Here is a 24,510-nt window from a genome sequence, read left to right on the forward strand (position 1 = left end):
AGAACAGCAGCCAACTCTAGGGGGCCCGGCCGGGCGGGTCAGACGCGCTCGACCACGTAGTCGATGCAGCGGGTGAGCGCCTCGACGTCACTCGGGTCGATCGACGGGAACATCGCGATGCGGAGCTGGTTGCGGCCCAGCTTGCGGTACGGCTCGGTGTCGACGATGCCGTTGGCGCGCAGCACCGCGGCGACCTTGGCCGCGTCGACGGTCTCGGCGAAGTCGATCGTGCCGACGACCTGCGAGCGGAACTCGGGGGCCGCGAACGGGGTGGCGAACTCCGACTTCTCGGCCCAGCCGTACAGGCGGGCGGCGGAGTCGGCGGTGCGGCCGGTGGTGAAGGACAGGCCGCCGCCGGCGTTCATCCAGTCGAGCTGCTCGGCCAGCAGGAACAGCGTCGCCACCGCGGGGGTGTTGTAGGTCTGGTCCTTGGAGGAGTTGTCGATCGCGATCGGCAGGCTGAAGAACTCGGGGACGTAGCGCCCGGAGGCGGCGATCTCCTCGACGCGGGCCAGCGCGCGCGGTGACATGATCGCGATCCACAGGCCGCCGTCGGAGGCGAAGCTCTTCTGCGGCGCGAAGTAGTAGACGTCCGTCTCGCCGATGGAGACGGGCAGGCCGCCGGCGCCGGAGGTGGCGTCGACCAGCACCAGCGCGTCGTCGCCGCCGACGCGGGAGATGGGCATGGCCACACCGGTCGAGGTCTCGTTGTGGGTCAGGGCGTAGACGTCGACGCCCTCCTCGGCGACGGCGACCGGGTGGGTGCCGACCTCGGAGGAGATGATCGTCGGCTCGGCCAGCCACGGCGCCTTCTTGACGACCGCGCCGAACTTCGAGGAGAACTCGCCGAACGACAGGTGCTGGGACTTCTCGCGGACCAGTCCGAAGGCGGCGATGTCCCAGAAGGCGGTGGTGCCGCCGTTGCCCAGGACCACCTGGTAGCCCTCGGGCAGGGAGAACAGGTCGGCCAGCCCGGAGCGCACGCGGCCGACCACGTTCTTCACCGGCTTCTGCCGGTGGGACGTGCCCATGATGCTCGCGCCGGTGGCGGCGAGCGCCGCCAGCTGCTCGGGTCGGATCTTCGAGGGCCCGCAGCCGAACCGGCCGTCGGCGGGCTTGAGGTCAGCGGGAATCACGATGTCAGCCACCTGCCCGAGCCTACCGACCTCGCCGAACGGCTTGACCCCAGGTCCGGATTGTGAGATTCGCCGGACGAGTCCATGATCAGGAGAGAAACTGCACTGGGGATGACTCGGGGGGGTCCGAAGGCGAGGGGGCTGCCGTATGGAGCCGATCGAGTTCATCAGAGCGCTGCGTCGCAGGCCGCGCGGTGGGCACGGGGATCGTGACCTGCCCATCCTGCTGGTGAGCGACCTCACGGGGTTGGCCAGGGAACCGGAGCCGCGCGCCGTCGTCAGCGGGGCCGGCGACGACGTGGCGGGACTGGTCGGGAAGATCGCGAGAGAGCTGCACCGCTCCCGCACCGGCGAGCGTCCGCTGCGGTTCCAGCTCACCACCAAGGCCCTGCGAGTGATCAGTTTCACGCCGAGCCCCGACGGCCACGACCCGGAGGGCGAGGCGCGCAGGCATCTGGCCGCGCCGGGACGGACCGAGTTCGCGCCGCCCGAGCAGGGGGGCGGCTCGGCGCTCGCCAAGTGGCAGGACTTCCAGACGTACGGCTTCGCCACCTTCAGCGGCAGCGCGATCCTCGGCGCCATCGCGACGGCGGGGCGAGTGACCAGCACGCTCGTCTACGGGGTGATCGCCGTGGTCAGCGGTGTGGCGGCGCTGGCGCAACTGGTGTTCAGGGTGCGGGACGCGCCCTGGTATCCGCGCTACCGGTGGTTCACGCGGCAGCCGTACCTGGAGGCGGAGGGCGCCTCGCTGGTGGGCTTCACGGTTTCGGTGGCGAGGGAGGCGCAGGAGACCGACCGGGCCCGGCTGGTGGTGGCGGCGCTCCTGGAGGACCTCGCAAGGGCTTACAGGCGGCCGTGGTGGCGCCGGGTCGGCTGGGCGAGGGTCACCTACCCCATGGTCGTTCTGGAAGACGCCCACGATCCTGCGGGAAGCGGTTTCCTCGCTCTGGTGGAGCAGGTGCGCAACCGGCGTGGCGGTCACGACCCGCTGCTCGTCGTGGCCCGCGCGTCCCTCGGCCCGCCGTCGGGCGACGCCTACACGGGCTTCAGGTCGCGCATGGCGTGGGGCCGCCGGGCCGACGGAGACCACTTCGTCGAGCTGCACCCGGCGGGCACGCACGCACGGCCTTCGCCGCCAGGGCGGACGCGCAGGCCGCGGCTCGCCCACCCGCTCCTGACGTGGATCACCGGCCTGGCGCTGCTCGCCGCGACGGTGACGGTCGTCGCGCTCGACCGTGACCTGCGCTGCGCGCAGACATGGATCCGCAAGGAGGGCGGGCAGTGCGTGGGCTTGATCAACGCCTCGGGCCTCACCCCGGACGGCTTCGTGCACCCGAACCTGCGCGAGATCGTGGGCAGCATCGACCGGCGCAACGTCACCGTCGCCGACCAGCGCAGCTTCGTGACCTTCGGCGTAATGGGCGAGTTCACGCTCGCCGGCGAGCACCGCAGGGACAGCCGCCTCGCCGGGGCCTTCGGCGAGCTGGTCGGCCTGTGGCATCTGCAGATGACCGTGGAGAAGCCGTCGGTCCGCCTGCTCCTGGTGAACGCGGGCGACAACTTCGCCCATGGCGAGCGCGCCGCGAAGCTCGTGGCCGACTACGCCCGCACCGATCCGACGTTCGCCGGGGTGGTCGGTCTCGGCCGCAGCGTGGAGGGCGTGAAGCGGGCGGTCGGCGTGCTCGACGCCGCCAAGATCCCGATGGTGATCACCTCCGCCACCGCCTCCGACGTCGGCGGCACGTCGCGTTACGCCTTCCGGGTGGCGGCCACGAACGAGCGTGAGGGCGCTCTGCTGGCCCGTTACGTCCGTCGCCGGCTGCTCGCCGAGGTGGCGGCTCCGAAGGCCGTCGTAGTGTCCGACAAGGGCCCAGGAGAGGTCTACAGCGGCGATCTGGCGCGCGTGGTCAGCGAGGAGTTCGCGAAGGAGACCGGGGGGAGCAAACCGCTCCACGTCGACTACACCGATCCCGGCCAGCTCACCAGGGCGGCGGGCGCGGCCTGCGACGCTGCGCCCGACGTGTACTTCTTCACCGGGCGGGGCCCTGAGCTGCCCACCTTCCTCAACCGGCTGGGCACCACCACGTGCGGTTCGCCGAAGGGCAGGCTGGTGGTGGCGGGCGACGACGCGTCGAAGGAACTGGCCGACAACCCGAAGCTGGGTCAGGACACCGGGATGACACTGGTGTACGCGACGTTCGGCGAGCGTACGGCGGTGCCGGGCGCACCAGAGTTCGTGAAGATCGCCGAAGACCTCTTCCGCGACAGGAAGATGCCGCTCAGCGTGCGCCCGTCCGGGAGCAACGCGGCGATCGGCTTCGCGGGCGGCACGCTGCTGCACCACGCGGCGAGCCAGGCGAAGACGCCGGACGCCCCTGTCGCGCTCGGCGACGTCCTGTACTACCTGTCGACGGTGCGTGAGGACAGGCCGCTCTACAGCGCGACCGGCATGCTCGCCTACGCGTCGGGAGAGCCGCACGACGGCGTCGACAAGCTCGTCACCGTCGTGAACCTCGAAAACGCCGAGCGGGTGCACTGCGGCAGGGCGCGCAGCCAGACCAAGCTCGAAGCCGACGAGCTCTGCCTCGACCTGCCCGGTTCTTCGGAGACGGCGACGGCGGGCCGGTGAGGGCCCGCCGTCGTCCGGGAGAACCTAGAACTTGCCGGAGACCTCGTCGGCGGCGGCGAGCTCGCTGAGCGGGCGCGAGGCCGGGCCGATGTAGTTCGCGCTGGGGCGGACCAGCCTGCCCGTGCGCTTCTGCTCCAGGATGTGCGCGGCCCAGCCGGCCGTGCGGGCGCAGGTGAACATGGAGGTGAACATGTTCGAGGGAACCTCGGCGAAGTCGAGGACGACAGCCGCCCAGTACTCCACGTTGGTGGCGAGCACGCGGTCGGGCTTGCGCGCGTGCAGCTCCTCCAGAGCGGCCTGCTCCAGCGCCGCGGCGACCTCGTAGCGCGGGGCGCCGAGTTCCTTGGCGGTACGGCGGAGCACGCGGGCCCGGGGGTCTTCGGCGCGGTAGACGCGGTGCCCGAAGCCCATGAGGCGCTGGCCCTTGTCCAGCTCGCCCTGGACGTACTTCTTGGCGTCGCCGAGCTGCTCGACGCCCTCGATCATGTGCAGCACGCGGGCGGGCGCGCCACCGTGCAGCGGGCCGGACATGGCGCCGACCGCACCCGACAGCGCCGCGGCGACGTCGGCGCCGGTGGAGGCGATGACGCGGGCGGTGAAGGTCGAGGCGTTCATGCCGTGCTCGGCGGCGGAGGTCCAGTAGGCGTCGATCGCCTTGACGTGGCGGGGGTCGGGCTCGCCGCGCCAGCGGACCATGAACCGCTCGACGATGCTGGTGGCCTGGGCGACCCGGCTTTCCGGAACCATCGGCAGGCCGAGCCCGCGCGCGGACTGCGCGACGAACGACAGGGCCTGGACCGAGGCGCGGGCGAGCTGGTCGCGGGCCTCCTCGTCGGAGATGTCGAGCAGCGGCTTGAAGCCGTAGGCGGGGGCCAGCTGGGCCAGCGCGCTCTGCACGTCTACGCGGATGTCACCGGAGTGGACAGGAATGGGGTACGGCTCAGCCGCGGGGAGCCCCGGCTGTAGCGCGTTGTCGACCAGCAGGCCCCAGACGTTCCCGAACGGGACGCGGCCGACCAGCTCCTCAATGTCGACGCCCCGGTAACGGAGGGCGCCCCCTTCTTTGTCCGGTTCCGCGATCTCGGTCTCGAAAGCTACTACGCCTTCGAGGCCGGGTTTGAAGTCGGACATTCTCGGCCGCCTCCCTTTCTTGCCGATGGCAATTTCGTGCCTGCTGTCGCGGCCGCCCCGGGCTGTGCTGGCATCGGATCGTGCCTCGCGCCCACAGCCAGAGCTCCTCCGCTTTCTTGATGTCGAGATACCGGCGGGTCAATTTAACCCCCTCCGGCGACATGCTCTGACTCCGGGCACGCCGAACGGGCATCCGCGCTGGTGGGGCGAGTGCGCAAGACCGGAGCAAGCGCGCAACAATACCGCTCGTGGACGCTACCTCGCTTCCGGGTCTCCGCCGCTCCTACGAGGGCCTGCCCCTGCTCGAGTCGGAGATGGCCGCCGACCCCTTCGCGCAGTTCGCCATCTGGTTCCAGGAGGCGCTGGCCGCCGGGCTCCCCGAACCCAACGCCATGGTCGTCGCCACCGCCTCCGCCGGTGGCCGGCCCAGTGCCCGCACCGTCCTGCTCAAGGGCTACGACGAGCGCGGGTTCGTCTTCTACACCAACTACGAGTCGCGCAAGGGCCGCGACCTGACCGAGAACCCCCGGGCCTCGCTGCTGTTCCCCTGGCATCCGATCCGCCGCCAGGTGCGCGTCGAGGGCTCGGTCGTACGGCTGACGCAGGCCGACTCGGCGGAGTACTACAACTCCCGCCCGTACGGCTCGCGCATCGGCGCCTGGGCCTCGCGCCAGTCGGCCGTGGTCCGCTCCCGCGAGGAGCTGGACGAGCGTTACGAGAAGCTGGCCGCCCGCTGGCCGGAGGAGCCGCCGGTGCCCGACTTCTGGGGCGGTTACCGGGTGATCCCCAGCGAGGTGGAGTTCTGGCAGGGCCAGACCGACCGGATGCACGACCGGCTCCGCTACCGGGCGGCGCATCCCGGTTGGGTGTTGGAGAGACTTGCCCCTTAATGTGCTGTAAGTGGCATTCGGGGACATCGTCAAACGTTTTCTGGTCGACACGAGGCCGCTGAAGGTCCCCGCGTACCGGCGGCTCTGGATCGGACAGGTCGTCTCGTCCGTGGGCGTCTCGGTGACCGTGATCGCCGTCTCGCAGCACGTCTGGGAGCTCACCCACTCCTCCTTCTGGGTGGGCATGCTCGGCCTGGCCAACCTGCTGCCGCTGGTCGTCTTCGGGCTGTGGGGCGGCGCCATCGCCGACGCGGTGGACCGGCGCAAGCTCCTGGTGGTCGGCTCGGCCATCGCCTGGGCCAGCGTGCTGTTCATCCTGCTGATCGCGCTGTTCGACGCGGCCAGCGTGCCGATGCTGCTGGCCGCGGTGGCGGTCGGCGCGACCGGGTTCGCGATCAGCTCGCCCACCCGTGGCGCGATCATCCCCAGGCTGCTGCCCGCCGAGCTCGTGCCGGCCGCCAACGCGCTCAACTCGCTGGGCATGATGGGCATCGTCGTCGGCCCGATGATCGGCGGGGTGGCGCTGGCCGTCTCCGGCTACGCCGCCGCCTACGCGGTCGACTTCGTCCTCTTCGCGGCCAGCGTCTACGCCGCGCTCCGGCTGCCGGCGCTGCCGCCGCAGGGGGTCGTCACCCGGCCCGGCGCGCGGGCGATCTGGGAGGGGCTGCGGTTCATCGCGCACACCCCGATCCTGCTGATGTCCTTCGTGGTGGACATCATCGCCATGGTCTTCGCGCTGCCCAGGGCGCTGTTCCCCGAGGTGGTCGACGCGCGCTTCGGCGGCTCGACGATCGCGCTGGGCTGGCTGACCTCCGCCATGGCGATCGGCACCGTGCTGGGCGGGCTGTTCTCCGGCTGGGTCGGCCGGGTGCGGCGCCAGGGGCTGGCGCTGACGATCGTGATCGCGGTGTGGGGGCTGGCGGTGGCCGCCGCCGGGCTGGTGCACGAGCTGTGGCTGGTCGTGGCCTTCATGGCGGTGGGCGGCGTGGCGGACATGGTCTCGTCGGTGTGGCGGCAGTCGATCCTGCAGCTCTACGCGCCCGACGAGATGCGCGGGCGGATGCAGGGCGTCTTCATGGTCGTCGTCGCGGGCGGGCCACGGCTGGGCGACCTGCGGGCCGGCGGCACGTCCGAGGCTTTCGGGCTCACCACGGCGTGGGTGGGCGGGGGACTGGCCTGCGCGGCGGCTGTGCTCGTGGTCGGGCTTGCCGTACCGGGGTTTAGGAACTACCGGCCCCAGCGGCAACCTTGAGGTCGGCGAGCAGGCCCGCGTAGGCCTGCTCCCGGTCGGGCGCGCGCAGGACCGCGGAGGGATGGATGGTCGCCACGGCGAGCGCGTCGTGGAAGGGCAGCACCTGGCCGCGCTGGCGGGTGACGCGGAAGGAGCGCCCGAGCAACGACTGGGCGGCGGTGGCGCCGAGGAGGACGACCACGCTCGGCTGGATCACCGTGAGTTCGGCGTCGAGCCACGGGCGGCAAGCGTCGATTTCCGCCGCGGTCGGTTTCTGATGAATCCGTCTTTTACCTTTCATCGTGAAAGAGAAGTGTTTGACGGCATTAGTGACATAGGTCTCCTCGCGCGCGATGCCCGCCTCTTCCAGCGCGCGGTCGAGCACCCGCCCGGCCGGGCCCACGAAAGGCTCGCCCCGGCGGTCCTCCTGATCGCCCGGCTGCTCGCCGACGAGCACGTAACGAGCCTTCGCCGGCCCCTCGCCGAAGACCGTCTGGATCGCGTCGCGGTAGAGGCCGCAGCCCTCGCAGCGCGCGGCCGCCTCGCGCAACGAGCCGAGATCCGGCTCGCCGGGAAGGAACTGGGCCGCTCCGGTGTTTCCGTCCGTTGCCATCGCCGGTCGTTCTCCCAATAGGGTTTCTCGGGGGAGTCCCCTGCCCGACGACCGGCACAGCATTCAGGAGGGAGGAGCCTTGACCGCACACGGCTTGATCGACACCACGGAGATGTACCTCCGGACGATCTACGAGCTCGAAGAGGAGGGGATTGTTCCCCTTCGTGCGCGTATCGCCGAACGGCTCCAGCAGAGCGGCCCCACCGTGAGCCAGACCGTGGCCCGGATGGAGCGTGACGGGCTGGTCCGCGTCGAGGGCGACCGGCACCTGTCGATGACCGACCTGGGCCGCACCCTGGCCGTCCGGGTCATGCGCAAGCACCGGCTCGCCGAATGCCTGCTCACGCAGGTGATCGGCCTGCCCTGGGAAGAGGTGCACATCGAGGCGTGCCGCTGGGAGCACGTCATGTCGGAGTCGGTGGAGACGAGGCTGGTCTCGCTGCTCGACAACCCCACGGTCTGCCCGCACGGCAACCCGATCCCAGGACTGGCCGAGCTCGGCGCACCCGAGGGACTGGAGGCCGAGAGCGTGCTCCGGTCGATGACCGACGTCGCGGGACCCAGAGATATACCCGTTGTCGTCCGCCGAATTAGCGAACAAGTGCAAAGCGATCCCGCTGTGATGCTTAAACTCAAGCAAGTTGGGATACAACCCGGACGCGAGGTGACGCTCGCGGCGAGCGACGACGGTGTGCGGGTGACAGGTGACGACGAGGCGCAGAATTCTCTCGCGGAGCTTCCGCGTGAGATCGCCGCGCACGTTTTCGTCTCGGCCCGCTGACCGGCGAGGTCGGCGGTCCGATCCCGAAGGGGAGCCCCTCCACTCCCGGAACACGACTGTTGCAGGAGCGCCCGTGGTTCGCTTTGTGCACATGCACCTTCGAGGAGTGGTCTCCGGATGAAACGGTGGGGAGACCTGTCCCAGGACGCGCTGGACCACCTGTCCGCCGCGTCCGTGCTGGACAACGCTGAGATGGCGGTGGTCGTCACCGACCGGTTCAGCAACCTGCTCTACTGGAACCCGTTCGCCGAGAAGCTCTTCGGGCGCTCGGGCCGGCCCTCCGCCCGGGAGCAGTCGGTTCTGTCGCTGGGGATCATGGAGAAGGACCATCCCCTGGCGATCGAACTGGCCAAGCACGTGCTCAAGGGCGGCGTGTGGGAGGGCACCTTCGACGTCCGGCGCGGCGACGGCACGATGATCTACGTCCGGGCTCAGGCGGTGCCCCTGCGGCACTCCTCGGGCTCGGCCACGGGCATCGTGATCATCGCCCGCGAGGCGATGCGCTCCAACGAGCGGGAGAAGGACCGGTTCGGCCTGCTGGAACGGATCGGGGAACGGCTGGCCGGCTCGCTCAACGTCGAGGAGACGTTGAAGCGGGTGGCCGAGATGCTCGTCCCGCAGTTCGCCGACCACTGCTTCATCGAGCTCATGGAGGGCGACCGGCTCGTCCGGCGCGTCTCCCAGCACGTCCAGGGCTGGACCCCGCCGCCCGGCACGTGGAAGCAGGTCGGCTCCGAGATCAGCTACCAGGCCGGCCACTACGCCGACACCGCGATGCGCCGCCAGGAGACCATCCTGGTCGAGGACTTCGCCTCCAGCAGCTTCCCCAGCCCCGGCGAGGGCAGCGCCCGGCTCTGCGGCGAGGTCGGGATGACCTCGGCGATCGTGGCCCCGCTGTGCGTGCGCGGCGAGACGCTCGGCCTGATGTACCTCGGCCTGTCCAACCTCACCGACCGGCGCAGCCCCCACTACGACGCCTTCGACCGCGACTTCGTCGGCGCCATCGCCACCCGCGTGGCGCTGGCCATCGACAACGCGCTGCTGTTCGAGGAGGAGCGGCACACCGCCGAGTCCTTCCAGAAGCACCTGCTGCCCCGCGCCCTGCCGCAGCTCGACGGCCTCGACATCGCCGTCCGCTACTACCCGGCCGCGCCGCTGGCCTCGCACGGGCAGGGCATCCAGACCCAGGTGGGCGGCGACTGGTACGACGTGATCCCGCTCTCGGCGGGCCGGGTCGGCATCGTCATCGGCGACGTCGAGGGCCGTGGCGCCAAGGCCGCGGCGATCATGGGGCAGCTCCGCGCCGCGCTGCGCGCCTTCGCCCAGGACGACAAGCCGCCGGCCGACATCCTGGCCAAGCTGGACGAGTGGACCCGGGTCATCTCCACCCCGGAGTACGACGAGAGCGGCGCCGAGATCAGCGTCCCGCCGATCGTGACCTGCCAGTACCTCGTCTACGACGCCTGGTCGCGCGAGCTGTCCTTCGCCAACGCCGGGCACGCCCCGCCGCTCGTGCTGCGGGACGGCGCCTGCGAGGAGCTGGAGATCAAGGAGGTCGGCCAGCCGCTCGGCGTCCGCGCCAAGGGCATGCACGCCGACCTGGTCTACAAGGAGGAGACGCTCACCCTGCCGTCCGGCTCGGCGCTGCTGCTCTACACCGACGGCCTGGTGGACCGCCGTCCCGGCCGCGAGTCCGGCGGCCGCATGCCGAGCGACGAGGAGACGCTGGGCGTGCTCTGCGAGCAGCTCGCCAAGGTCGCCGACGCCCCGGTCGAGCGGATCGCCGACGCGGCCACCATCGCCGTGCCCGGCGAGATCGACGACGACATGGCGATCCTGGTGATCCGCTCCAGCGACACCGACCTGCACGTCGAGCAGCGCACCTTCCCCGCCCAGCCGATCATGGTCGGCGAGGCGCGGCGGATGGCCGCCGACGCCTTCACCGAGTGGAACGTCCCCGAGGAGCGCGCCGAGCTGGCCTGCCTCCTGGTCTCCGAGGTCGTCACCAACGTCGTGCTCCACGCCGCCAGCGCCAGCATCCCGCGCCGCGAACTGGTCATGGAAGGCCCGCCGCTGCCCTTCGAGGAGTCGTGGGACGTGCCCGGCTTCGAGGAGGAGGCCATCGGCGAGAAGGAGTTCACCCTCCGCATCCGGCGCGGCGAGGAATCGGTGTGGGTCGAGGTCTTCGACCAGGACCTCCGCCTGCCGCGCATCCGCAGCGCGGGGGAGAACGACGAGGGCGGGCGCGGCCTCTACCTCGTCGACCAGCTCGCCAAGCGTTGGGGCTCGCGTCCGACCAAGGAAGGCAAAGCCGTCTGGTTCGAGATTCCCACCCGTAGCCGCTGAGTGGTTCACTCGACGGCATGGAGCTGGCATTCGAGCGCCGCGGATCCGGACCGGCGCTGATCCTCGTCCACGGCATCGGCCACCACTGGCAGGCCTGGCGGCCGGTCCTCGACCGGCTCGCCGAGCACCACGACGTCATCGCGGTCGACCTGCCGGGGTTCGGGCGCTCGCCCGGGTTGCCGGCGGGCGTGCCGTACACCGCCGAGAGCCTGGCCGACGCGGTCGAATCCTTCTGCGCGCTGCTCGGCGTCCGCGAGCCGCACGTGGCGGGCAACTCGCTCGGCGGCTACATCGCGCTGGAGCTGGCCTCCAGGGGTGGAGTCAGTACGGCTACCGCCCTGTCGCCGGCCGGGTTCTGGTCGCGCGCCGAACTGGTGTGGGCGCAGTCGGTGCTGCGGGCGATGCGCGCCTCGGCCCGATCCACCGATCCCCGGCTCGCCGGCCGGCTGGCCGAGAACCCGGCGGGACGGGCGCTGTCATCCGGGTTGCTGGTGGCGCATCCTGCCCGGCTCACGCCCACCGCGCTGGCCGAGGCCACGCAGGCGCTCGCGGAGTCGACCGGCTTCGACCGGACGCTCGCCTCCTTCGGCGGGCTGCTGCCGCCCGCGCCACCGAAGTCGCCGATCACCATCGCGTGGGGCGAGCACGACCGGCTGCTGCTGCGCCGCCAGGCCGTACGGGCGGCCAAGTGGTCGGGGCAGCGGGTCAAGCTGCTCAAGGGCTGCGGGCACGTGCCGATGAGCGACGATCCCGCGCTGGTGGCCGGGGTCATCCTCGAAGCGTCTGCCCCCAGATCAGCAGCATGGCGATGATGAAGACGATCATCACGCCCGCGTAGCCGACCGGGCCCAGCCGCAGGGCCCGCCGCACGCGGTTGAGGCCCCAGGCGAACAGTAAGGCCAGGAAAACCAGGAGGATCAGGCCGCCGTCCATATTCTCCAGTTTGTCAGAGAATCCGGCGCGGCGGCCTGCTGCCGGGGGTCAGAGATTTCGGTGCGGCTCTTTTGGCGTCGGCGGTCAGAGGTTCAGGGACCGGCCGATGATCTCCTTCATGATCTCCGTCGTCCCGCCGTAGATGGTCTGGACCCGGCCGTCCAGCCACGCCTTGGCCACCGGGTACTCCAGCATGTAGCCGTAACCGCCGTGCAGTTGCAGGCAGCGGTCGATGACCTTGTTCTGCAGCTCCGTGGTCCACCACTTGGCCTTGGCCGCGTCCACCACCGTGAGCTCCTTGGCGTTGAGCGCCACGATGCACTTGTCCACGTAGTGCCGGGCGATCTCCACCTCGGTGGCCAGCTCGGCCAGCACGAACCGGGTGTTCTGGAACTTGCCCAGCGTGCGGCCGAAGGCCTGCCGGGTCCGGCAGTACTCCAGCGTCATCTCCAGCACCGCCTCGGCCGCCGCCACCGCGACCACCGCGATCGACAACCGCTCCTGCGGCAGGTTGTTCATCAGGTGGAAGAAGCCCTCGCCCTCGTTCGGGCCCAGCCGGTTGGCCACCGGCACCCGGACGTTCTCGAAGAACAACTCCGCGGTGTCCTGCGCCTTCAGCCCGACCTTCTCCAGGTTGCGGCCCCGGGTGAAACCCTCCATCCCGCGCTCCACCACCAGCAGCGTGATGCCCCTCGCGCCCTCCGCCGGATCCGTCTTGGCGACCACGACGACCAGGTCGGAGTTGATGCCGTTGGTGATGAAGGTCTTCTGGCCGTTGACCACGTAGTGGTCCCCGTCGCGGATCGCCGTCGTCCTGACCCCCTGCAGGTCGCTGCCCGCACCCGGCTCCGTCATCGCGATCGCCGTGATCAGCTCGCCGCTGGCGAAACCCGGCAGCCACCGCTGCTTCTGCTCCTCGTCGGTCAGCTCCACCAGGTACGGCGCGACCACATCGTTGTGCAGCCCCCAGCCCAGACCCGAGGCGCCACTCCGGATGATCTCCTCGATGATCACCGTGTTGTAGCGGAAGTCGGTGATCCCGGCCCCGCCGTACTCCTCGGGCACCGAGAACCCGAACATCCCGACCTCGCCGGCCTTCTTCCACACCTCGCGCGGGATGATGCCGTCCTTCTCCCACTGGTCGTGGTGAGGGGTGACCTCGCGCGCCATGAACTCCCGCACGGTCTCCCTGAACAGCAGGTGCTCTTCCTCGAAGAGGTCTCTCCGCATCGCTCGCCTCCAGGCCGGGATCAGTTGGTTCAGAATATCGTTCTGGTGCTTCCCGGGCCGAGACACGGGTTCATCACAAGTCGTGGAGAGGGTCCTGTTTGGTTTCGTTTCGGCCTCTAAGATCTACCTTTGGTTTACTGGTGTGATCGGAGTGTTCCGTGAGTCGCATGCGTCTGGCATTGGCCGCCTCCGCAGTCGGGCTTTCCGCGGCCACCGCGCTGGTCGTGGCGTCGGCTCCCGCGCAGTCCGAGGCGTCGCTCATCTTCAAGTACCACTGCACCGGCGGCGTCGCCGGCGCTCAGGGTGTGACCGTCGAGGCGGCGATGACACCCAAGGTCACCAACGGCACCCTGGCCGTGGAGTGGGCGCTCACCTACGCCGACGGGCGCCGCTTCGGCTCGCCCGACTACTTCCGTCCCGGCGCCCGCCTCGACCTGCTCGGCTCGGTCAACATCACCGGCGCCTGGGACGGCATCCTCCGCCCCCGCGGCGGCGTGACCCACGACAAGGTGCTGGTGCCCGGCGACTACCTCGACGCGCCCACCGGGCTGTCCGACTCGGGGATCTTCACCCGCTTCGGCAAGGTACGGCTGGAGCCCAAGGGCCTGGAGGTCAAGTTCACCCCCGCCGAAGGGGAGGTGATGATCAACAGCAAGTACGAAGAGGACTACTTCGCCCAGGTCGAGTTCCCCGGCGGAGTCTGGGACTGGAAGTACACGCCGCAGTCCGAGGGTGACCACCTCAGCGACGTCCACTACACCAACGGCATGGGCGCCAAGGCCAAGCTGACCTTCCGCGGCACGCAGGTGTCCTACATCGCCCGCCGCGCCCCGGGTCTCGGCCCCGTCAAGCTGTACCTCGACGGCAAGCTGGTCACCGACCCCGCGGTGGAGCCCGGACGTGACACCAACGGCGTCCCCATGACCGGGCTCAAGTCCAAGGAAGTCCTCTGGACCTCGCCCGTCTTCCCGTACGGCGAGCACACGCTTGAGGTCGAGAACCAGGAGAACAAGCTGGCGTACCTCGACGCTTTCCGGGTCATCACCGGCAAGATCGAGACGCCCCCCGACTACCTCAAGGCGACCTGTGTCCCGGTCGGCGTGCCCGGGGCGATCGAGCTGAACATCGGCAACCCCACCCAGCCGCCCACCAGCCCGCCCCCCACCTCGCCGAGCCCGACCAACACCCAGACCACCCCGCCCCCCACCAGCACGACCACCCCGCCCCCCAACCCGGGCAACCCCGACGACGACGACGACCACGATCACCACCAGAACCCGTACCCGATCATCCAGCTCCCCGAGCGGGCGGTCGGGCAGCGGCAGGGGACGACGACCACCACCACCCCGACGCCCACGCCCAAGCCCACGAAGACCACCTATGTCAAGGCCCAGGTGCTCAAGACCCCCAAGGGCGGCGTGGCCTCGGGTGAGGCGCCCGATCCGGGCAGCGAGCCGTACTACCTGCTCCTGGGCGGGAGCGTGCTCCTGGTCGGCAGTACGGCAGGCGGACTGATGATGCGACGGCGCCGCGTGGCGCTCCCGAAGGGGATCCAGGCATGAGCAAGAAGCTGCTTCCCGGCCTGATGGTGGCCGGTTCGCTGGCCGGTGTCGGCGCGATCATGGCCGGGCTCCTGATGCTCGTGCCGCCGGTGGACGACGGTTCGCGGGTCTCGCCCCTGGCCGCGCAGGGCGTGGTCAAGGTCGACGTCCAGAACGCGGGCGCGTTCCAGCTCCCGGCGTCGGTCGGCCCGGGCGGGCTCGGCACGGACGGCCAGCCGCTCCCGCTGACCGCCGCCCAGCTCCAGGCGCCGCCGCCGCCTGCCGCGGACCCGAAGAAGATCACCAAGCCCTTCGCCACCACCGCGCGGGGCAAGGTGCGTCCGCTCCGGATCCGCATCCCCAAGATCAAGGTCAACGCGCCCGTCGGCCGGGTCAGCGTGAACGAGAAGGGCGACCTCGGCGTGCCCTCGCTCGCCAAGCCGAACCTCACCGCCTGGTACCGCTTCAGCCCGGTCCCCGGCGCGGTCGGCCCCGCGATCATCAACGGCCACGTCAACACCCGCAAGGGCGCCGCGGTCTTCAACCGGCTGCGGGAACTGTCCAAGGGCGACAACATCTACGTGTCGCGTTCCGACGGCAAGGTCGTGCGCTTCACCGTCAGCGGGATCGAGCAGGTCAGCAAGTCGTCCTTCCCGACCGACCGGGTCTACGGGAACACCTCCGACTCGCAGCTCCGGCTGATCACCTGCGGCGGCGTGTACAACGCCGCCGACCACAGCTACACGGACAACATCATCGTTTACGCGACGTTGTCACTGAAGAAAGGTTGATGCCGGGTACATCTGGTGACCTTGTGACGGTTTTTGCGGTTTCCGGGCAATTCCCAGGGACAGTTCGTAGGATCTCAACCTAACTGTGACCCACGACTGGAATCCTGGATCGCCTGTTGAACCGGTCATCTGTGCTGAAACGGAGATTGACAGTGTTGACGTCCAAGGCGTGGCTTCGCCGCTTCGCCCGCAAGAGTTCCGCCTTGGGCATCGCGAGTGTGCTTGGACTCTTCGCCGGCTCCACCTTCGCTCTCCCAGCGCAGGCCAGCTCTGCGGCCCTGGTAAAGGAGGCGACGTTCACCTACTCGTGCGCGGCGGGCCTCCTCCAGGCGCAGACCACCATCGAGGTCAAGATCAGCACGCCCGACACCGTCTCCGGCACTGCGACGGTCACTTGGTCGCTGCCTGCGCTCACTCTCGCCCAGGCACCGGCGGCCGGCAGCAACGCGCATCTGAAGGTGTCCGGCAAGCTTGCGGCCACTCAGGGCGGCACCCCCGCCGACCTGGCCTACACCGGCACCGCTGCCATCACCACGACAGCGGTGGCGGCGACCACGATGACCAGCACCGTAACCGTGTCAGGCACCAGTGGCAGCAACCTGATCCTCAAGCCGCACACGGACCCGCTCATCCTGTCCCTCAGCACGACGGGCGCGCCGACGTCGAACTGCACCACGACTGACACGGACACGCTCACCGTTCCGATCGGCACTGGTGGCGGGACCGGGGGAGCGGAGAACGAGGTCTGGTACAAGTGCACCGGCGTCAACACCGGTGACGAGGACGTCGAGCTCAACGTCACTCTGACCATGCCGACCTCCGCCAAGGCCAACGAGGAGACCTCGATCGGCTGGAGTGCCACGAACGCCACGACGGACGGCGGTCAGCTCAAGGCGCCGACGGGCATGACAGGCGCGCAGAAGGTGTTCGTCGAGCTCTCCGTCGTCGGTGCCGGACTGTCGACCGGCACAGGTGAAGGGTCGATCACGGCCGTCACCGCGGGTTCGCCGATCACGCTGCCGAGTGTCTCGGTCAAGGTGAAGCCGACGACCACGGGCACGGTGACGGTGAAGCCCGGCCCGCTGAAGATCGGCACGTCCGCGACGGCGGCGACGATCAACTGCGCGCTGGACACCGCACAGACCAACCTGAAGTCCTACACCTTCACCGTGGCGGCGGGCACCGGCGGCGGCAGCACCACGACCCCGACTCCCACTCCCACCACCCCCCGCCCCACCACGACCAAGACCGTGGTGGTGACGGAGACGCCCAAGACGCCGATCGGGAAGGTCACCAAGACGCCGAAGGCTGGGGCCGAGACCGGTGGCGGTGGGGAGATGGGGCCGGATGGGCGGAACTTCGTGATGGCGGGCACCGCGATGATCCTGGCGGCCGGGGTCGGTGGGCTGATGATGCGGCGTCGCCGTAGCGTCCGAGGGTGACCGTGGAGACCAGCAGCAAGGTACTCAGGTCGACGCTGATCTTCGCGGCGGTCCTGGGCGTGGTGACGGTGGTCGTCGGGCTTCTGATCATGGTGATGAACCCGGCGGAGTACGGCCTGGCCAGCGAGCGCGACTCGCTGAGCGTGGACGCTCAGCCGCAGCCCCAGGCCGAGGGCCAGGGCCCGGCGAAGCAGGTGTTGTGGTCGGCCCCGCCCACGGCCCCGCCGCCGCTGCCGCAGGTGGTGCCCGCACCGCCGATGCAGCCGAGCACGCCCAAGCGTCTGATCATCAAGCGGCTGGGCGTGAACGCCCCGATCCGCGACGTCGGCATCGACAAGAACGGCGCGATCGAGACCCCGCCGGCTGACAACACGAACCTGGTGGGCTGGTACCGGCACGGTCCGACCGCCGGGCAGAACGGTCCGGCGGTGATGCTGGGCCACAAGGACACCAGGACGAAGAGCGCGGTGTTCAGCCGGGTCGGGGAGATCCGCAACGGTGACATCATCGAGGTGCAGCGCTACGACGGCACCACCGCGGTGTTCACGGTGGGCGGCGTGGAGCAGATCGGCAAGACGGTGTTCCCGACGGAACGCGTGTACGGGGATCAGGAGAACGCGCAACTGCACCTGATCACCTGCGGCGGCACGTACAACAGGAAGACCGGGCACTACACGGACAACATCATCGTCTACGCGACGATGACGAGCTCTTATAGGTCGTGAGGGAGAGGCCGGCATGGGCTGGTTGGCGAAACGACGTATCAAGACCGGCCCTACTGCGATATTTCCGAAAAAGCCGGAAAAATCGCAGCTCCTGGCCCTGATCCTCCTGGCCGACCCCGAAGCCAGGCAGGACCGCGACGACATCCTGGCCGCCGACTGCCGCATCCACGCCCCGGTCGAGGTCGAGCCGGAGCTGACCGGCGGCGAGTTCGACACCCCGTGGGCCTGCCGGGTCGAGGCCGAGGGCCCGCTCCCGCTGGACTTCTTCGACCGCTACCTGGCCGAGGGCCTGGCCCTGCGCCTGGAGGGCCTGACGGTCTGCCGCGGCGAGGTGGTGGACCCGGCCGACGAGGACGAGAAGTTCCTGGTCCTGCTCCCGGTCCGCCCCGAGCCCGAGGAGCTGGAAGAGCTGCTCGGCGAGGCCGAGGACCGCGACTACGGCGTCGTGGAGTACAAGGACGCCGTGCTGATCCCGGCCGCCGACCCCTCGCCGGCGGGCCGTACGCTCGAGCCGTACAGCTCCGAACCCTGCCGCATCGAGCTGGAGGACCGGGAGGTCGCGCTGGCCCTGGCCGAGCGCTTCCAGGGCATCGCCGTCGACCGCTGGCGCTTCCGCATCGACTGACCCGCGGGGCCGAGGCCCGTGCGCAACTAGAACGTCGCTCTGGGGGAGTGTAGGCTGCCACTTACCGAATGAAGTTCTGGAGGCATCGTGGCAGAGGCGTACATCGTCGGAGCGGTCCGTACCCCGGTCGGCAAGAAGAAGGGCGGGCTGTCCACCGTCCACCCGGTCGACCTCGCCGCTCACACGCTGAAGGCGCTCATGGACCGCACCGGCGTCGACCCGGCCGCGGTCGAGGACGTCATCATGGGCTGCGTCATGCAGTTCGGCCCGCAGAGCATGGACATCGCGCGCAACGCCTGGCTGTCGGCCGGCCTGCCCGAGACGACCGCAGGTGTGACCATCGACCGGCAGTGCGGTTCCTCGCAGCAGTCGATCCACTTCGCCGCCCAGGGTGTCCTGTCCGGCACCCAGGACCTGGTGGTGGCCGCGGGTGTGGAGTCGATGAGCATCGTCCCCATGGGCTCCTCGATCACCGCCGCGCTGGAGAAGGGCATGCCCTTCCCGTTCGGTGACGGCTGGGTGGAGCGGTACGGCAAGCAGGAGATCTCCCAGTTCCGCGGCGCGGACCTGATGAGCCAGAAGTGGGGCCTGGAGCGCCCCGAGCTGGAGCGCTTCGCCTACGAGAGCCACCAGCGCGCCGCCAAGGCGATCGCCAACGGCTACTTCAAGGACCAGATCGCCCCGATCAACGGCGTCGAGGACGACGAGGGCCCCCGCCCGGACAGCACGCTGGAGAAGATGGCCGAGCTCCAGCCCGTCCCCAACCGCACGCACATCACCGCGGCGACCGCCTCGCAGATCTCCGACGGCTCCGGCGCGGTGCTGATCGCCTCGGAGCAGGCGGTGCGCGAGCACAACCTGACCCCGCGGGCCCGGATCGTGCAGCTCGCGCTGATGGGCGACGACCCGGTCTACATGCTCACCGCGCCCATCCCCGCCACCCAGCGGGCGCTGAGCAAGGCGGGCCTGAGCATCGGCGACATCGACGTCACCGAGATCAACGAGGCTTTCGCGCAGGTCCCGCTCGCCTGGATCAAGGAGCTCGGTGCCGACCCGGCCAAGGTCAACCCGAACGGCGGCGCCATCGCGCTGGGCCACCCGCTGGGCGCCACCGGCGCGATCCTGATGACCAAGCTGCTGCACGAGCTGGAGCGCACCAGCGGCCGCTACGGCCTGCAGACGATGTGCGAGGGCGGCGGCCAGGCCAACGTCACCATCATCGAGCGCCTTTAGAAAGCAAAAAAAGAGGGGCCCCCTGATCCAGGGGGCCCCTCTTCTACTTGATGGAGCCCGCGGTCAGCCCGCCGACGACCTTCCGCTCGATGAGCGCGAAGAGGATGATCACCGGAATGGTGGCGATCACCGAGCCGGCGAACAGGTGCTGCCAGTCCACCTGGTACTGACCGATGAAGGAGTTCAGCGCCACGGTCAGCGGCTGGTTCTCCTTCGAGGTGGCCAGGACGAGGGCGACCACGAACTCGTTCCACGCGGCGATGAAGGTGAAGATGAGCGCGGTGATGACGCCCGGCATCGCCAGCGGGAGCGTCACCCGGAACAGCGCGCCGAAGCGCCCGTTGCCGTCGATGAAGGCGGCCTCCTCCAGCTCGCGCGGGATGGAGGAGAAGTAGGCGTTCAGGATCCAGACCGCGAACGCCAGGTTGAACCCGCCGTTGACCAGGATCAGCGACCACACCGAGTCGACCAGCCCGAACTGGAAGAACTCCCGGTAGATGCCGACGAGCATCGCGGTCGGCTGGAACATCTGGGTGATCAGCACCAGGATCAGGAAGCCGGTGCGGAAGCGGAAGTTGTGCCGCGCGGTGTAGTAGGCCGCGGGCAGGGCCACCAGCAGCACCAGCACGGTCGAGCCGCCGGCCACCTGGAGGGTGACGACGAGGTTGTCGACCAGGCCGCTGGTGAAGAAGTCGGTCAGGTTGCCCCACTCCCACACCGGGGGCAGGATCGTCGCCTCGCGCAGCGACTCCTGGGAGCGCAGCGAGGTGAGCAACATGATCACGTACGGGAAGATGAAGATCAGCGCGATCACGTAGGCGACCGCGGCGACGATCACCGTCTTGATCTTGGGCAGTTGCCGCCGCGGGCGGTGGCTCAGCGCGTGGGCCATCACGCGACCTCCGTCTTCCACTTGGAGACCTTCAGGAAGATGACGGTCAGCACGATCACCATGCCGAAGTTGACCACCGACATCGCGGCCGACTCGCCCAGGTCGGAGCCCTTGAGCACGTACATGAAGATCGTCGAGGTCGCCGTCTGGTAGCTGGGCCCGCCGCCGGTCATCGACCAGATGATCGGGAAGCTGTTGAAGACGTTCATGACGTTGATCAGCGCCGCCACGGTGAGCGCCGGGCGCAGCAGCGGCAGCGTGATCGACCAGTAGATGCGCGGCTTGCTCGCCCCGTCCATGCGCGCGGCCTCGTAGATGTCCGAGGGGATCGTGGCCAGGCCGGCGATCAGCGCATAGGTGGTGAAGGGCACCGAGACGAAGACCGCGACGAAGATCAACCACGGCATCGCCGTCGAGGGGTCGCCGAGCAGGTCGGCCTCGGCGCCGCCCATCGCGGGCAGGAAGCCGAGCTTGACGCGGATGATGTTGATCAGCCCGACCTCGGGGTCGAGCATCCAGCGGAAGATGATCGAGGTCATCAGCACCGAGGCCGCCCACGGCGCGATGAGCGCCCAGCGGGCCACCTTGCGGCCGGGGAAGCGCTGGTTGAAGAGCTGGGCGAGAGCCAGCGAGACGAGCACGGTGAGGCTGACGACGGCCACGACCCAGACCACGCTGCGCCCCATGATCGGCCAGAAGTTGGGGTCGTCGAACAGCTTCTCGTAGTTCTTCGTGCCGTTGCCGCCCGAGACCACACCGAACTTGCTGATCTTCAGGAAGGACGACCTGACCATTTCGATGATCGGCCAGATGACGACCAGCGCGATCAGCACGACCGCCGGTCCGACCCAGGCCAGGGGCTCGAGGGCGCGCAACCCCTTCGCTCTACGCTGCATCATTCTGCTTCCTTCGTGCGAGAAGGCACGGCAGGCGGAGTCGTGCCTCCGCCTGCCGTACCTTCACCAGGGTCAGCTACCGTCGGCGATCTTCTGCAGGTTGTCCAGGGTCCCGTTCGGGTCCTTGACGATGTTGCCGATCGTCTGCTGGGTCTGGGTCTTGACCTCTTCCCACTTGGGGTCGGTGAAGGGGTAGAAGGTGGCGTTCGGGAGCACGTCGAGGAAGGGCTTGAGCTTCTCGTCGCTGCTCAGCGCGGTGGCCGCGGACTGCGTCACCGGCGTGAACTTGTAGGTGTCGATGATCTTCTTGGAGGCGTCGGGGGTGCCGTAGAAGAAGTCGAAGAACTTCTTGATCTCTTCCTTGTGGCCGTTCTTGTTGAAGGCCATCATCCAGTCCGCGACACCGAGGGTGGTGGTCAGCGGGCCGGACTTGCCGGGGGTCACGGTCACGCCGTACTTGCCGTTGACGGCGCCCTTGTCGAAGCCGGGCATCGCCATGGGGCCGCCGTTGACCATGCCGATCTTGCCGGCGGCGAAGTCGGCCCAGACGTCCTTGCGGTTCTTGGTGCCGGGGTTCGGGGTGGTGAGCCCGGCGTCCACGAGGCCCTTCAGGAAGGTGAAGGCCTCCTTGTTCTGCGCGGAGTTGATGGCCCACTTGCCGGAGGCGTCGGTGTAGCCGCCGCCGTTGCCCATCATCCACAGGAAGGACTCGGCCTGCGCCTCCTCCTGGCCCAGCGGGAGACCGTACGGCTGGCTGACGCCGGCGGCCTTGAGCTTCTCGGCCGCGGCCTTCAGCTCGTCCCAGGTCTTCGGCGGCTCGGCGATGCCGGCCTTCTCGAAGAGCTCCTTGTTGTAGAACAGCGCGCGCGCCGAGGAGATGAACGGCACGCCGTACATCTTGCCGTCGGCCTCGCCGAGCTTGGCGAAGCTGGGCAGGATGTCGCTCTTGACGTTCGGCGACATGACGTCGTCGATCGGATAGAGCAGCCCCTCCTTGACGTAGCCGGCGTAGCCGCCGAGCTGCAGGATGTCGGGGACCTGGCCGTTCTGGATCAGGGTGGCGACCGCGTCGTCGATGCCGGTCCAGCTCAGGACCTTGACGTCGACCTTGATGTTCGGGTTGGCCTTGGTGAAGGCCTCGGAGATGCCCTTCCAGAAGGTCTCGCTGGAGTTGGGCGCGCCCGGGCCGTCGCCGTACTCGGCCGCCACCAGGCTCAGGGTCACGGGCTCGCCGCCCGCGGCCTTGGTCTCGCCGCCGCCTGCCGGGGCGGTTCCGGAGCCGGAGCCGGAGCCGCAGCTGGCGAGGGTGAGCACTGCGGCGAGGGCCAGAGCCGCCCCGCCTACGAACTTCTTGTTCACCGTCTAAACCGCCTTCTCGTCGGGCGCGCGTCTGGTCTATACCACCGCGGGAAGCCGCCCAGGGATGGGGTCGCGAGAGCCACTGCTCCACGCGTTTGCGTCAGCGTAGGCCGCTGTTCAACACGCGGTCTATACCGGTGCATATCGGTTTGAAAACGGAAGAGCAAAACCGGTCTAGACCGCCACTTACGTGACGGATCGCCGCACGTTCTCCCCGCCGGTCGGCGCGCCGATCCACGGGCCGTCCGTGGAGGGGTCGAGAATGCCCTCCTCCAGGAAGGCGTAACGGCCCTCCAGCACGTACCGCGCCAGCCGTACCTCCTGCTTGTCGCTGTTGTCCCACAGCCGGGCGAGCAGCGCGTCCACCCGGCGCCTGGCCTGGAAGCAGAAGGTGTCCGCCAGCTCGTACGGCCGGCGGCCCAGCTCGCGGGCGTCCTCCTCGGCCTTGACGATGACCGCGGTCATGGCGAACAGCTCGGCCCCGATGTCGACGACCCGCCCGAGGAACCCCTGCCGGTGCTCCAGCCGCCCCTGCCAGCGCGACATCCCGTAGAAGGTGGACCGGGCCAGCTTGCGACTGGTCCGCTCCACGAACCGCAGGTGCCGGGCGAGCGGCCCGAAGTCGCCGTACCCGGTGGGCAACTGGCCCGCGCCGGTGAGCAGGGAGGGCAGCCAGCGCGCGTAGAAGGCGCCGGCCCGCTTGAGCGCGCGGGCCCGCTCCTGGCGGCCGGCGTCCGGCTGGATCAGCTCGCCCGCGGCGGCCAGGTGCGCGTCCACGGCCTCCCGGGTGATCAGCAGCTTCATGATCTCCGACGAGCCCTCGAAGATGCGGTTGATCCGCAGGTCACGCAGGATCTGCTCGGCCGGCACGCCCCGTTCGCCGCGCGCCGCCAGCGACTCGGCGGTCTCGTAACCGCGCCCGCCCCTGATCTGGACCAGCTCGTCCACCGCCTGCCAGGCCATCTCGCTGGCGTAGAGCTTGGCCAGCGCCGCCTCGATCCGGATGTCGTTGGCGGCGTCGTCGGCCATCCGGCTGGTCAGCTCGCAGATCGCCTCCAGGGCGTAGGCGGTGGCCGCGATGAAGGCGATCTTCTTGGCGACCGCCTCGTGCTCGCCGACCTGGCGTCCCCACTGCACGCGGGCAGTGCTCCACTCGCGGGCGACCTTGACCGCCCACTTCGCGTTGCCCGCGCAGGTCGCCGGGAGCGCCAGCCGCCCGGTGTTGAGCGTGGTCAAGGCGATGCGCAGGCCGTCGCCCTCGCGGCCGATCAGGTTGCGCGCCGGCACGCGCACGTCCTCGAAGGTGGTCACGCCGTTCTCGATGCCGCGCAGGCCCATGAACTGGTTGCGCCGCTGCACGGTGATGCCGGGGGAGCCGGCCTCGACCACGAAGGCGCTGATCCGCTCGCCGGTGCGGGCCATCACGACCAGCAGGTCGGCGATCACGCCGTTGGTCGTCCACAGCTTGACGCCGTTGAGGACGTAGTCGTCGCCGTCGCGCACCGCCGTGGTGGACAGCCGCGCCGGGTCGGAGCCGACGTCCGGCTCGGTCAGCAGGAACGCCGAGATCTCGCCGCGGGCGCAGCGGGGCAGGAACTCCCGCTTCTGCTCCTCGGTGCCGAACAGCTTCAGCGGCTGCGGCACGCCGATCGACTGGTGCGCGGAGAGCATGGTCGCCAGCGCCGGGCTGTAGGAGCCGACCAGCATCAGCGCCCGGCAGTAGTAGAGGTACGGCAGGCCGAGCCCGCCGTACTCCTCGCTCGTGGTGATCCCGAAGGCGCCGAGCTCGGCCAGCCCGCGGACCACCTCGTCGGGCACCAGCGCATCCCGCTCGATGCGGGCCGGGTCCACCTTCGTGTCGAGGAACCTGCGGACCGCCCGGACGAACTCCTCACCCCGCTTGGCCGCCTCCTCCGGCAGCGCGGGCGCCGGATGCACCAGCCCGAGCTGGAAGTCCCCGAGGAACAGTTGCTTGGCGAAGCTCGGCCGCCGCCACTCCTTCTCCCTGGCTTGCTCGCCGAGCTCTCTTGCCTTGGCGTACTCGCTCATGGCGTCCTCCCGCCGACGTTACCTCTCGGGCCGGAAG

21 protein-coding genes are annotated in these 24,510 nt (G+C 69.5%); 12 read left to right on the forward strand and 9 right to left on the reverse strand.

Annotated features, from left to right (window positions below; all coding sequences use genetic code 11):
* Positions 1 to 38: 38 nt before the first annotated feature.
* Positions 39 to 1,148, reverse strand: a complete 1,110-nt coding sequence (gene serC, locus AB0I67_RS01075; protein WP_357915594.1) for a phosphoserine transaminase — start codon at positions 1,146 to 1,148, stop codon at positions 39 to 41.
* 136 nt (positions 1,149 to 1,284) lie between these two features.
* On the opposite strand from serC, the gene AB0I67_RS01080 reads away from it, so the two are divergent.
* On the forward strand, positions 1,285 to 3,765 hold the full coding sequence (locus AB0I67_RS01080; RefSeq protein ID WP_357915597.1) for a hypothetical protein: 2,481 nt from the start codon (positions 1,285 to 1,287) through the stop codon (positions 3,763 to 3,765).
* A gap of 24 nt (positions 3,766 to 3,789) precedes the next feature.
* Here AB0I67_RS01080 and AB0I67_RS01085 read toward each other — a convergent pair whose 3' ends face one another.
* Positions 3,790 to 4,896, reverse strand: coding sequence for a citrate synthase 2 (locus tag AB0I67_RS01085; protein ID WP_357915600.1), 1,107 nt, complete (start codon positions 4,894 to 4,896; stop codon positions 3,790 to 3,792).
* A gap of 248 nt (positions 4,897 to 5,144) precedes the next feature.
* On the opposite strand from AB0I67_RS01085, the gene pdxH reads away from it, so the two are divergent.
* Both pdxH and AB0I67_RS01095 read left to right on the forward strand, forming a co-directional pair.
* Complete coding sequence (gene pdxH, locus AB0I67_RS01090) at positions 5,145 to 5,786, forward strand: pyridoxamine 5'-phosphate oxidase (RefSeq protein ID WP_357915603.1); 642 nt, start codon at positions 5,145 to 5,147, stop codon at positions 5,784 to 5,786.
* A gap of 10 nt (positions 5,787 to 5,796) precedes the next feature.
* Positions 5,797 to 7,038, forward strand: a complete 1,242-nt coding sequence (locus AB0I67_RS01095) for an MFS transporter (protein ID WP_357915606.1) — start codon at positions 5,797 to 5,799, stop codon at positions 7,036 to 7,038.
* Here the strand turns inward: AB0I67_RS01095 and AB0I67_RS01100 are convergent.
* A complete protein-coding gene (locus tag AB0I67_RS01100; RefSeq protein ID WP_357915609.1) occupies positions 7,007 to 7,630 on the reverse strand; it encodes a UdgX family uracil-DNA binding protein in 624 nt (207 codons plus the stop codon). The genes AB0I67_RS01095 and AB0I67_RS01100 overlap by 32 nt on opposite strands.
* A 79-nt stretch (positions 7,631 to 7,709) precedes the next feature.
* On the opposite strand from AB0I67_RS01100, the gene AB0I67_RS01105 reads away from it, so the two are divergent.
* The 3 genes from AB0I67_RS01105 to AB0I67_RS01115 all read left to right on the forward strand — a co-directional run bounded on the left by AB0I67_RS01105 (position 7,710) and on the right by AB0I67_RS01115 (position 11,569).
* A complete protein-coding gene (locus AB0I67_RS01105) occupies positions 7,710 to 8,411 on the forward strand; it encodes a metal-dependent transcriptional regulator (RefSeq protein WP_357915612.1) in 702 nt (233 codons plus the stop codon).
* Between the two features lie 117 nt (positions 8,412 to 8,528).
* Positions 8,529 to 10,757, forward strand: a complete 2,229-nt coding sequence (locus AB0I67_RS01110; protein ID WP_357915615.1) for a SpoIIE family protein phosphatase — start codon at positions 8,529 to 8,531, stop codon at positions 10,755 to 10,757.
* A 17-nt stretch (positions 10,758 to 10,774) separates the two neighbouring features.
* Positions 10,775 to 11,569 (forward strand): alpha/beta hydrolase, encoded by a 795-nt coding sequence (locus AB0I67_RS01115; RefSeq protein WP_357915618.1) that lies wholly within the window; start codon positions 10,775 to 10,777, stop codon positions 11,567 to 11,569.
* Here AB0I67_RS01115 and AB0I67_RS01120 read toward each other — a convergent pair.
* Together AB0I67_RS01120 and AB0I67_RS01125 are read right to left on the reverse strand one after the other, a co-directional pair.
* The gene (locus AB0I67_RS01120; RefSeq protein ID WP_357915620.1) at positions 11,526 to 11,690 is read right to left on the reverse strand and encodes a hypothetical protein; all 165 of its coding nucleotides are present in this window, start codon (positions 11,688 to 11,690) and stop codon (positions 11,526 to 11,528) included. The two genes, AB0I67_RS01115 and AB0I67_RS01120, sit on opposite strands and share 44 nt — an antisense overlap.
* 84 nt (positions 11,691 to 11,774) lie before the next feature.
* Positions 11,775 to 12,920, reverse strand: coding sequence for an acyl-CoA dehydrogenase family protein (locus AB0I67_RS01125; protein WP_357915623.1), 1,146 nt, complete (start codon positions 12,918 to 12,920; stop codon positions 11,775 to 11,777).
* A gap of 167 nt (positions 12,921 to 13,087) precedes the next feature.
* On the opposite strand from AB0I67_RS01125, the gene AB0I67_RS01130 reads away from it, so the two are divergent.
* From AB0I67_RS01130 to AB0I67_RS01155, 6 genes are all read left to right on the forward strand, one after another.
* Positions 13,088 to 14,482 (forward strand): hypothetical protein, encoded by a 1,395-nt coding sequence (locus AB0I67_RS01130; protein ID WP_357915626.1) that lies wholly within the window; start codon positions 13,088 to 13,090, stop codon positions 14,480 to 14,482.
* Positions 14,479 to 15,252: a class F sortase gene (locus AB0I67_RS01135; RefSeq protein ID WP_357915629.1), complete on the forward strand. Its 774-nt coding sequence runs from the start codon at positions 14,479 to 14,481 to the stop codon at positions 15,250 to 15,252. The genes AB0I67_RS01130 and AB0I67_RS01135 overlap by 4 nt, the downstream gene beginning before the upstream one ends.
* Positions 15,253 to 15,404: 152 nt before the next feature.
* Entirely contained in the window at positions 15,405 to 16,694 is a 1,290-nt protein-coding gene (locus AB0I67_RS01140; RefSeq protein WP_357915632.1) for a hypothetical protein, read from the forward strand.
* A complete protein-coding gene (locus AB0I67_RS01145) occupies positions 16,691 to 17,419 on the forward strand; it encodes a class F sortase (protein WP_357915635.1) in 729 nt (242 codons plus the stop codon). The genes AB0I67_RS01140 and AB0I67_RS01145 overlap by 4 nt, the downstream gene beginning before the upstream one ends.
* A 13-nt stretch (positions 17,420 to 17,432) precedes the next feature.
* Positions 17,433 to 18,044 carry a hypothetical protein gene (locus tag AB0I67_RS01150; protein ID WP_357915638.1) on the forward strand — a complete coding sequence of 204 codons (612 nt, stop codon included), beginning with the start codon at positions 17,433 to 17,435 and terminating at the stop codon, positions 18,042 to 18,044.
* A gap of 87 nt (positions 18,045 to 18,131) precedes the next feature.
* Positions 18,132 to 19,277 (forward strand): acetyl-CoA C-acetyltransferase, encoded by a 1,146-nt coding sequence (locus AB0I67_RS01155; protein ID WP_357915641.1) that lies wholly within the window; start codon positions 18,132 to 18,134, stop codon positions 19,275 to 19,277.
* Positions 19,278 to 19,320: 43 nt separating this feature from the next.
* Here the strand turns inward: AB0I67_RS01155 and AB0I67_RS01160 are convergent, their stop codons facing one another.
* The 4 genes from AB0I67_RS01160 to AB0I67_RS01175 all read right to left on the reverse strand — a co-directional run bounded on the left by AB0I67_RS01160 (position 19,321) and on the right by AB0I67_RS01175 (position 24,473).
* A complete protein-coding gene (locus AB0I67_RS01160) occupies positions 19,321 to 20,190 on the reverse strand; it encodes a carbohydrate ABC transporter permease (protein ID WP_357915644.1) in 870 nt (289 codons plus the stop codon).
* Positions 20,169 to 21,068, reverse strand: coding sequence for a sugar ABC transporter permease (locus AB0I67_RS01165; RefSeq protein WP_357915647.1), 900 nt, complete (start codon positions 21,066 to 21,068; stop codon positions 20,169 to 20,171). The genes AB0I67_RS01160 and AB0I67_RS01165 overlap by 22 nt, the downstream gene beginning before the upstream one ends.
* A gap of 69 nt (positions 21,069 to 21,137) precedes the next feature.
* Complete coding sequence (locus AB0I67_RS01170; RefSeq protein WP_357915650.1) at positions 21,138 to 22,424, reverse strand: extracellular solute-binding protein; 1,287 nt, start codon at positions 22,422 to 22,424, stop codon at positions 21,138 to 21,140.
* Between the two features lie 186 nt (positions 22,425 to 22,610).
* Entirely contained in the window at positions 22,611 to 24,473 is a 1,863-nt protein-coding gene (locus AB0I67_RS01175) for an acyl-CoA dehydrogenase family protein (RefSeq protein WP_357915653.1), read from the reverse strand.
* Positions 24,474 to 24,510: the final 37 nt, after the last annotated feature.

This window comes from Nonomuraea sp. NPDC050310 (assembly GCF_040655795.1).
GTDB lineage: Bacteria > Actinomycetota > Actinomycetes > Streptosporangiales > Streptosporangiaceae > Nonomuraea.

What these genes read in the sequence shown, in the direction of transcription:
- AB0I67_RS01080 (WP_357915597.1), top strand. Translation starts at nt 1,285, where the DNA reads ATGGAGCCGATCGAGTTCATCAGAGCGCTGCGTCGCAGGCCGCGCGGT.
- AB0I67_RS01085 (WP_357915600.1), bottom strand. Translation starts at nt 4,896, where the DNA reads ATGTCCGACTTCAAACCCGGCCTCGAAGGCGTAGTAGCTTTCGAGACC.
- AB0I67_RS01100 (WP_357915609.1), bottom strand. Translation starts at nt 7,630, where the DNA reads ATGGCAACGGACGGAAACACCGGAGCGGCCCAGTTCCTTCCCGGCGAG.
- AB0I67_RS01110 (WP_357915615.1), top strand. Translation starts at nt 8,529, where the DNA reads ATGAAACGGTGGGGAGACCTGTCCCAGGACGCGCTGGACCACCTGTCC.
- AB0I67_RS01115 (WP_357915618.1), top strand. Translation starts at nt 10,775, where the DNA reads ATGGAGCTGGCATTCGAGCGCCGCGGATCCGGACCGGCGCTGATCCTC.
- AB0I67_RS01120 (WP_357915620.1), bottom strand. Translation starts at nt 11,690, where the DNA reads ATGGACGGCGGCCTGATCCTCCTGGTTTTCCTGGCCTTACTGTTCGCC.
- AB0I67_RS01125 (WP_357915623.1), bottom strand. Translation starts at nt 12,920, where the DNA reads ATGCGGAGAGACCTCTTCGAGGAAGAGCACCTGCTGTTCAGGGAGACC.
- AB0I67_RS01130 (WP_357915626.1), top strand. Translation starts at nt 13,088, where the DNA reads ATGCGTCTGGCATTGGCCGCCTCCGCAGTCGGGCTTTCCGCGGCCACC.
- AB0I67_RS01135 (WP_357915629.1), top strand. Translation starts at nt 14,479, where the DNA reads ATGAGCAAGAAGCTGCTTCCCGGCCTGATGGTGGCCGGTTCGCTGGCC.
- AB0I67_RS01150 (WP_357915638.1), top strand. Translation starts at nt 17,433, where the DNA reads ATGGGCTGGTTGGCGAAACGACGTATCAAGACCGGCCCTACTGCGATA.
- AB0I67_RS01165 (WP_357915647.1), bottom strand. Translation starts at nt 21,068, where the DNA reads ATGATGCAGCGTAGAGCGAAGGGGTTGCGCGCCCTCGAGCCCCTGGCC.
- AB0I67_RS01175 (WP_357915653.1), bottom strand. Translation starts at nt 24,473, where the DNA reads ATGAGCGAGTACGCCAAGGCAAGAGAGCTCGGCGAGCAAGCCAGGGAG.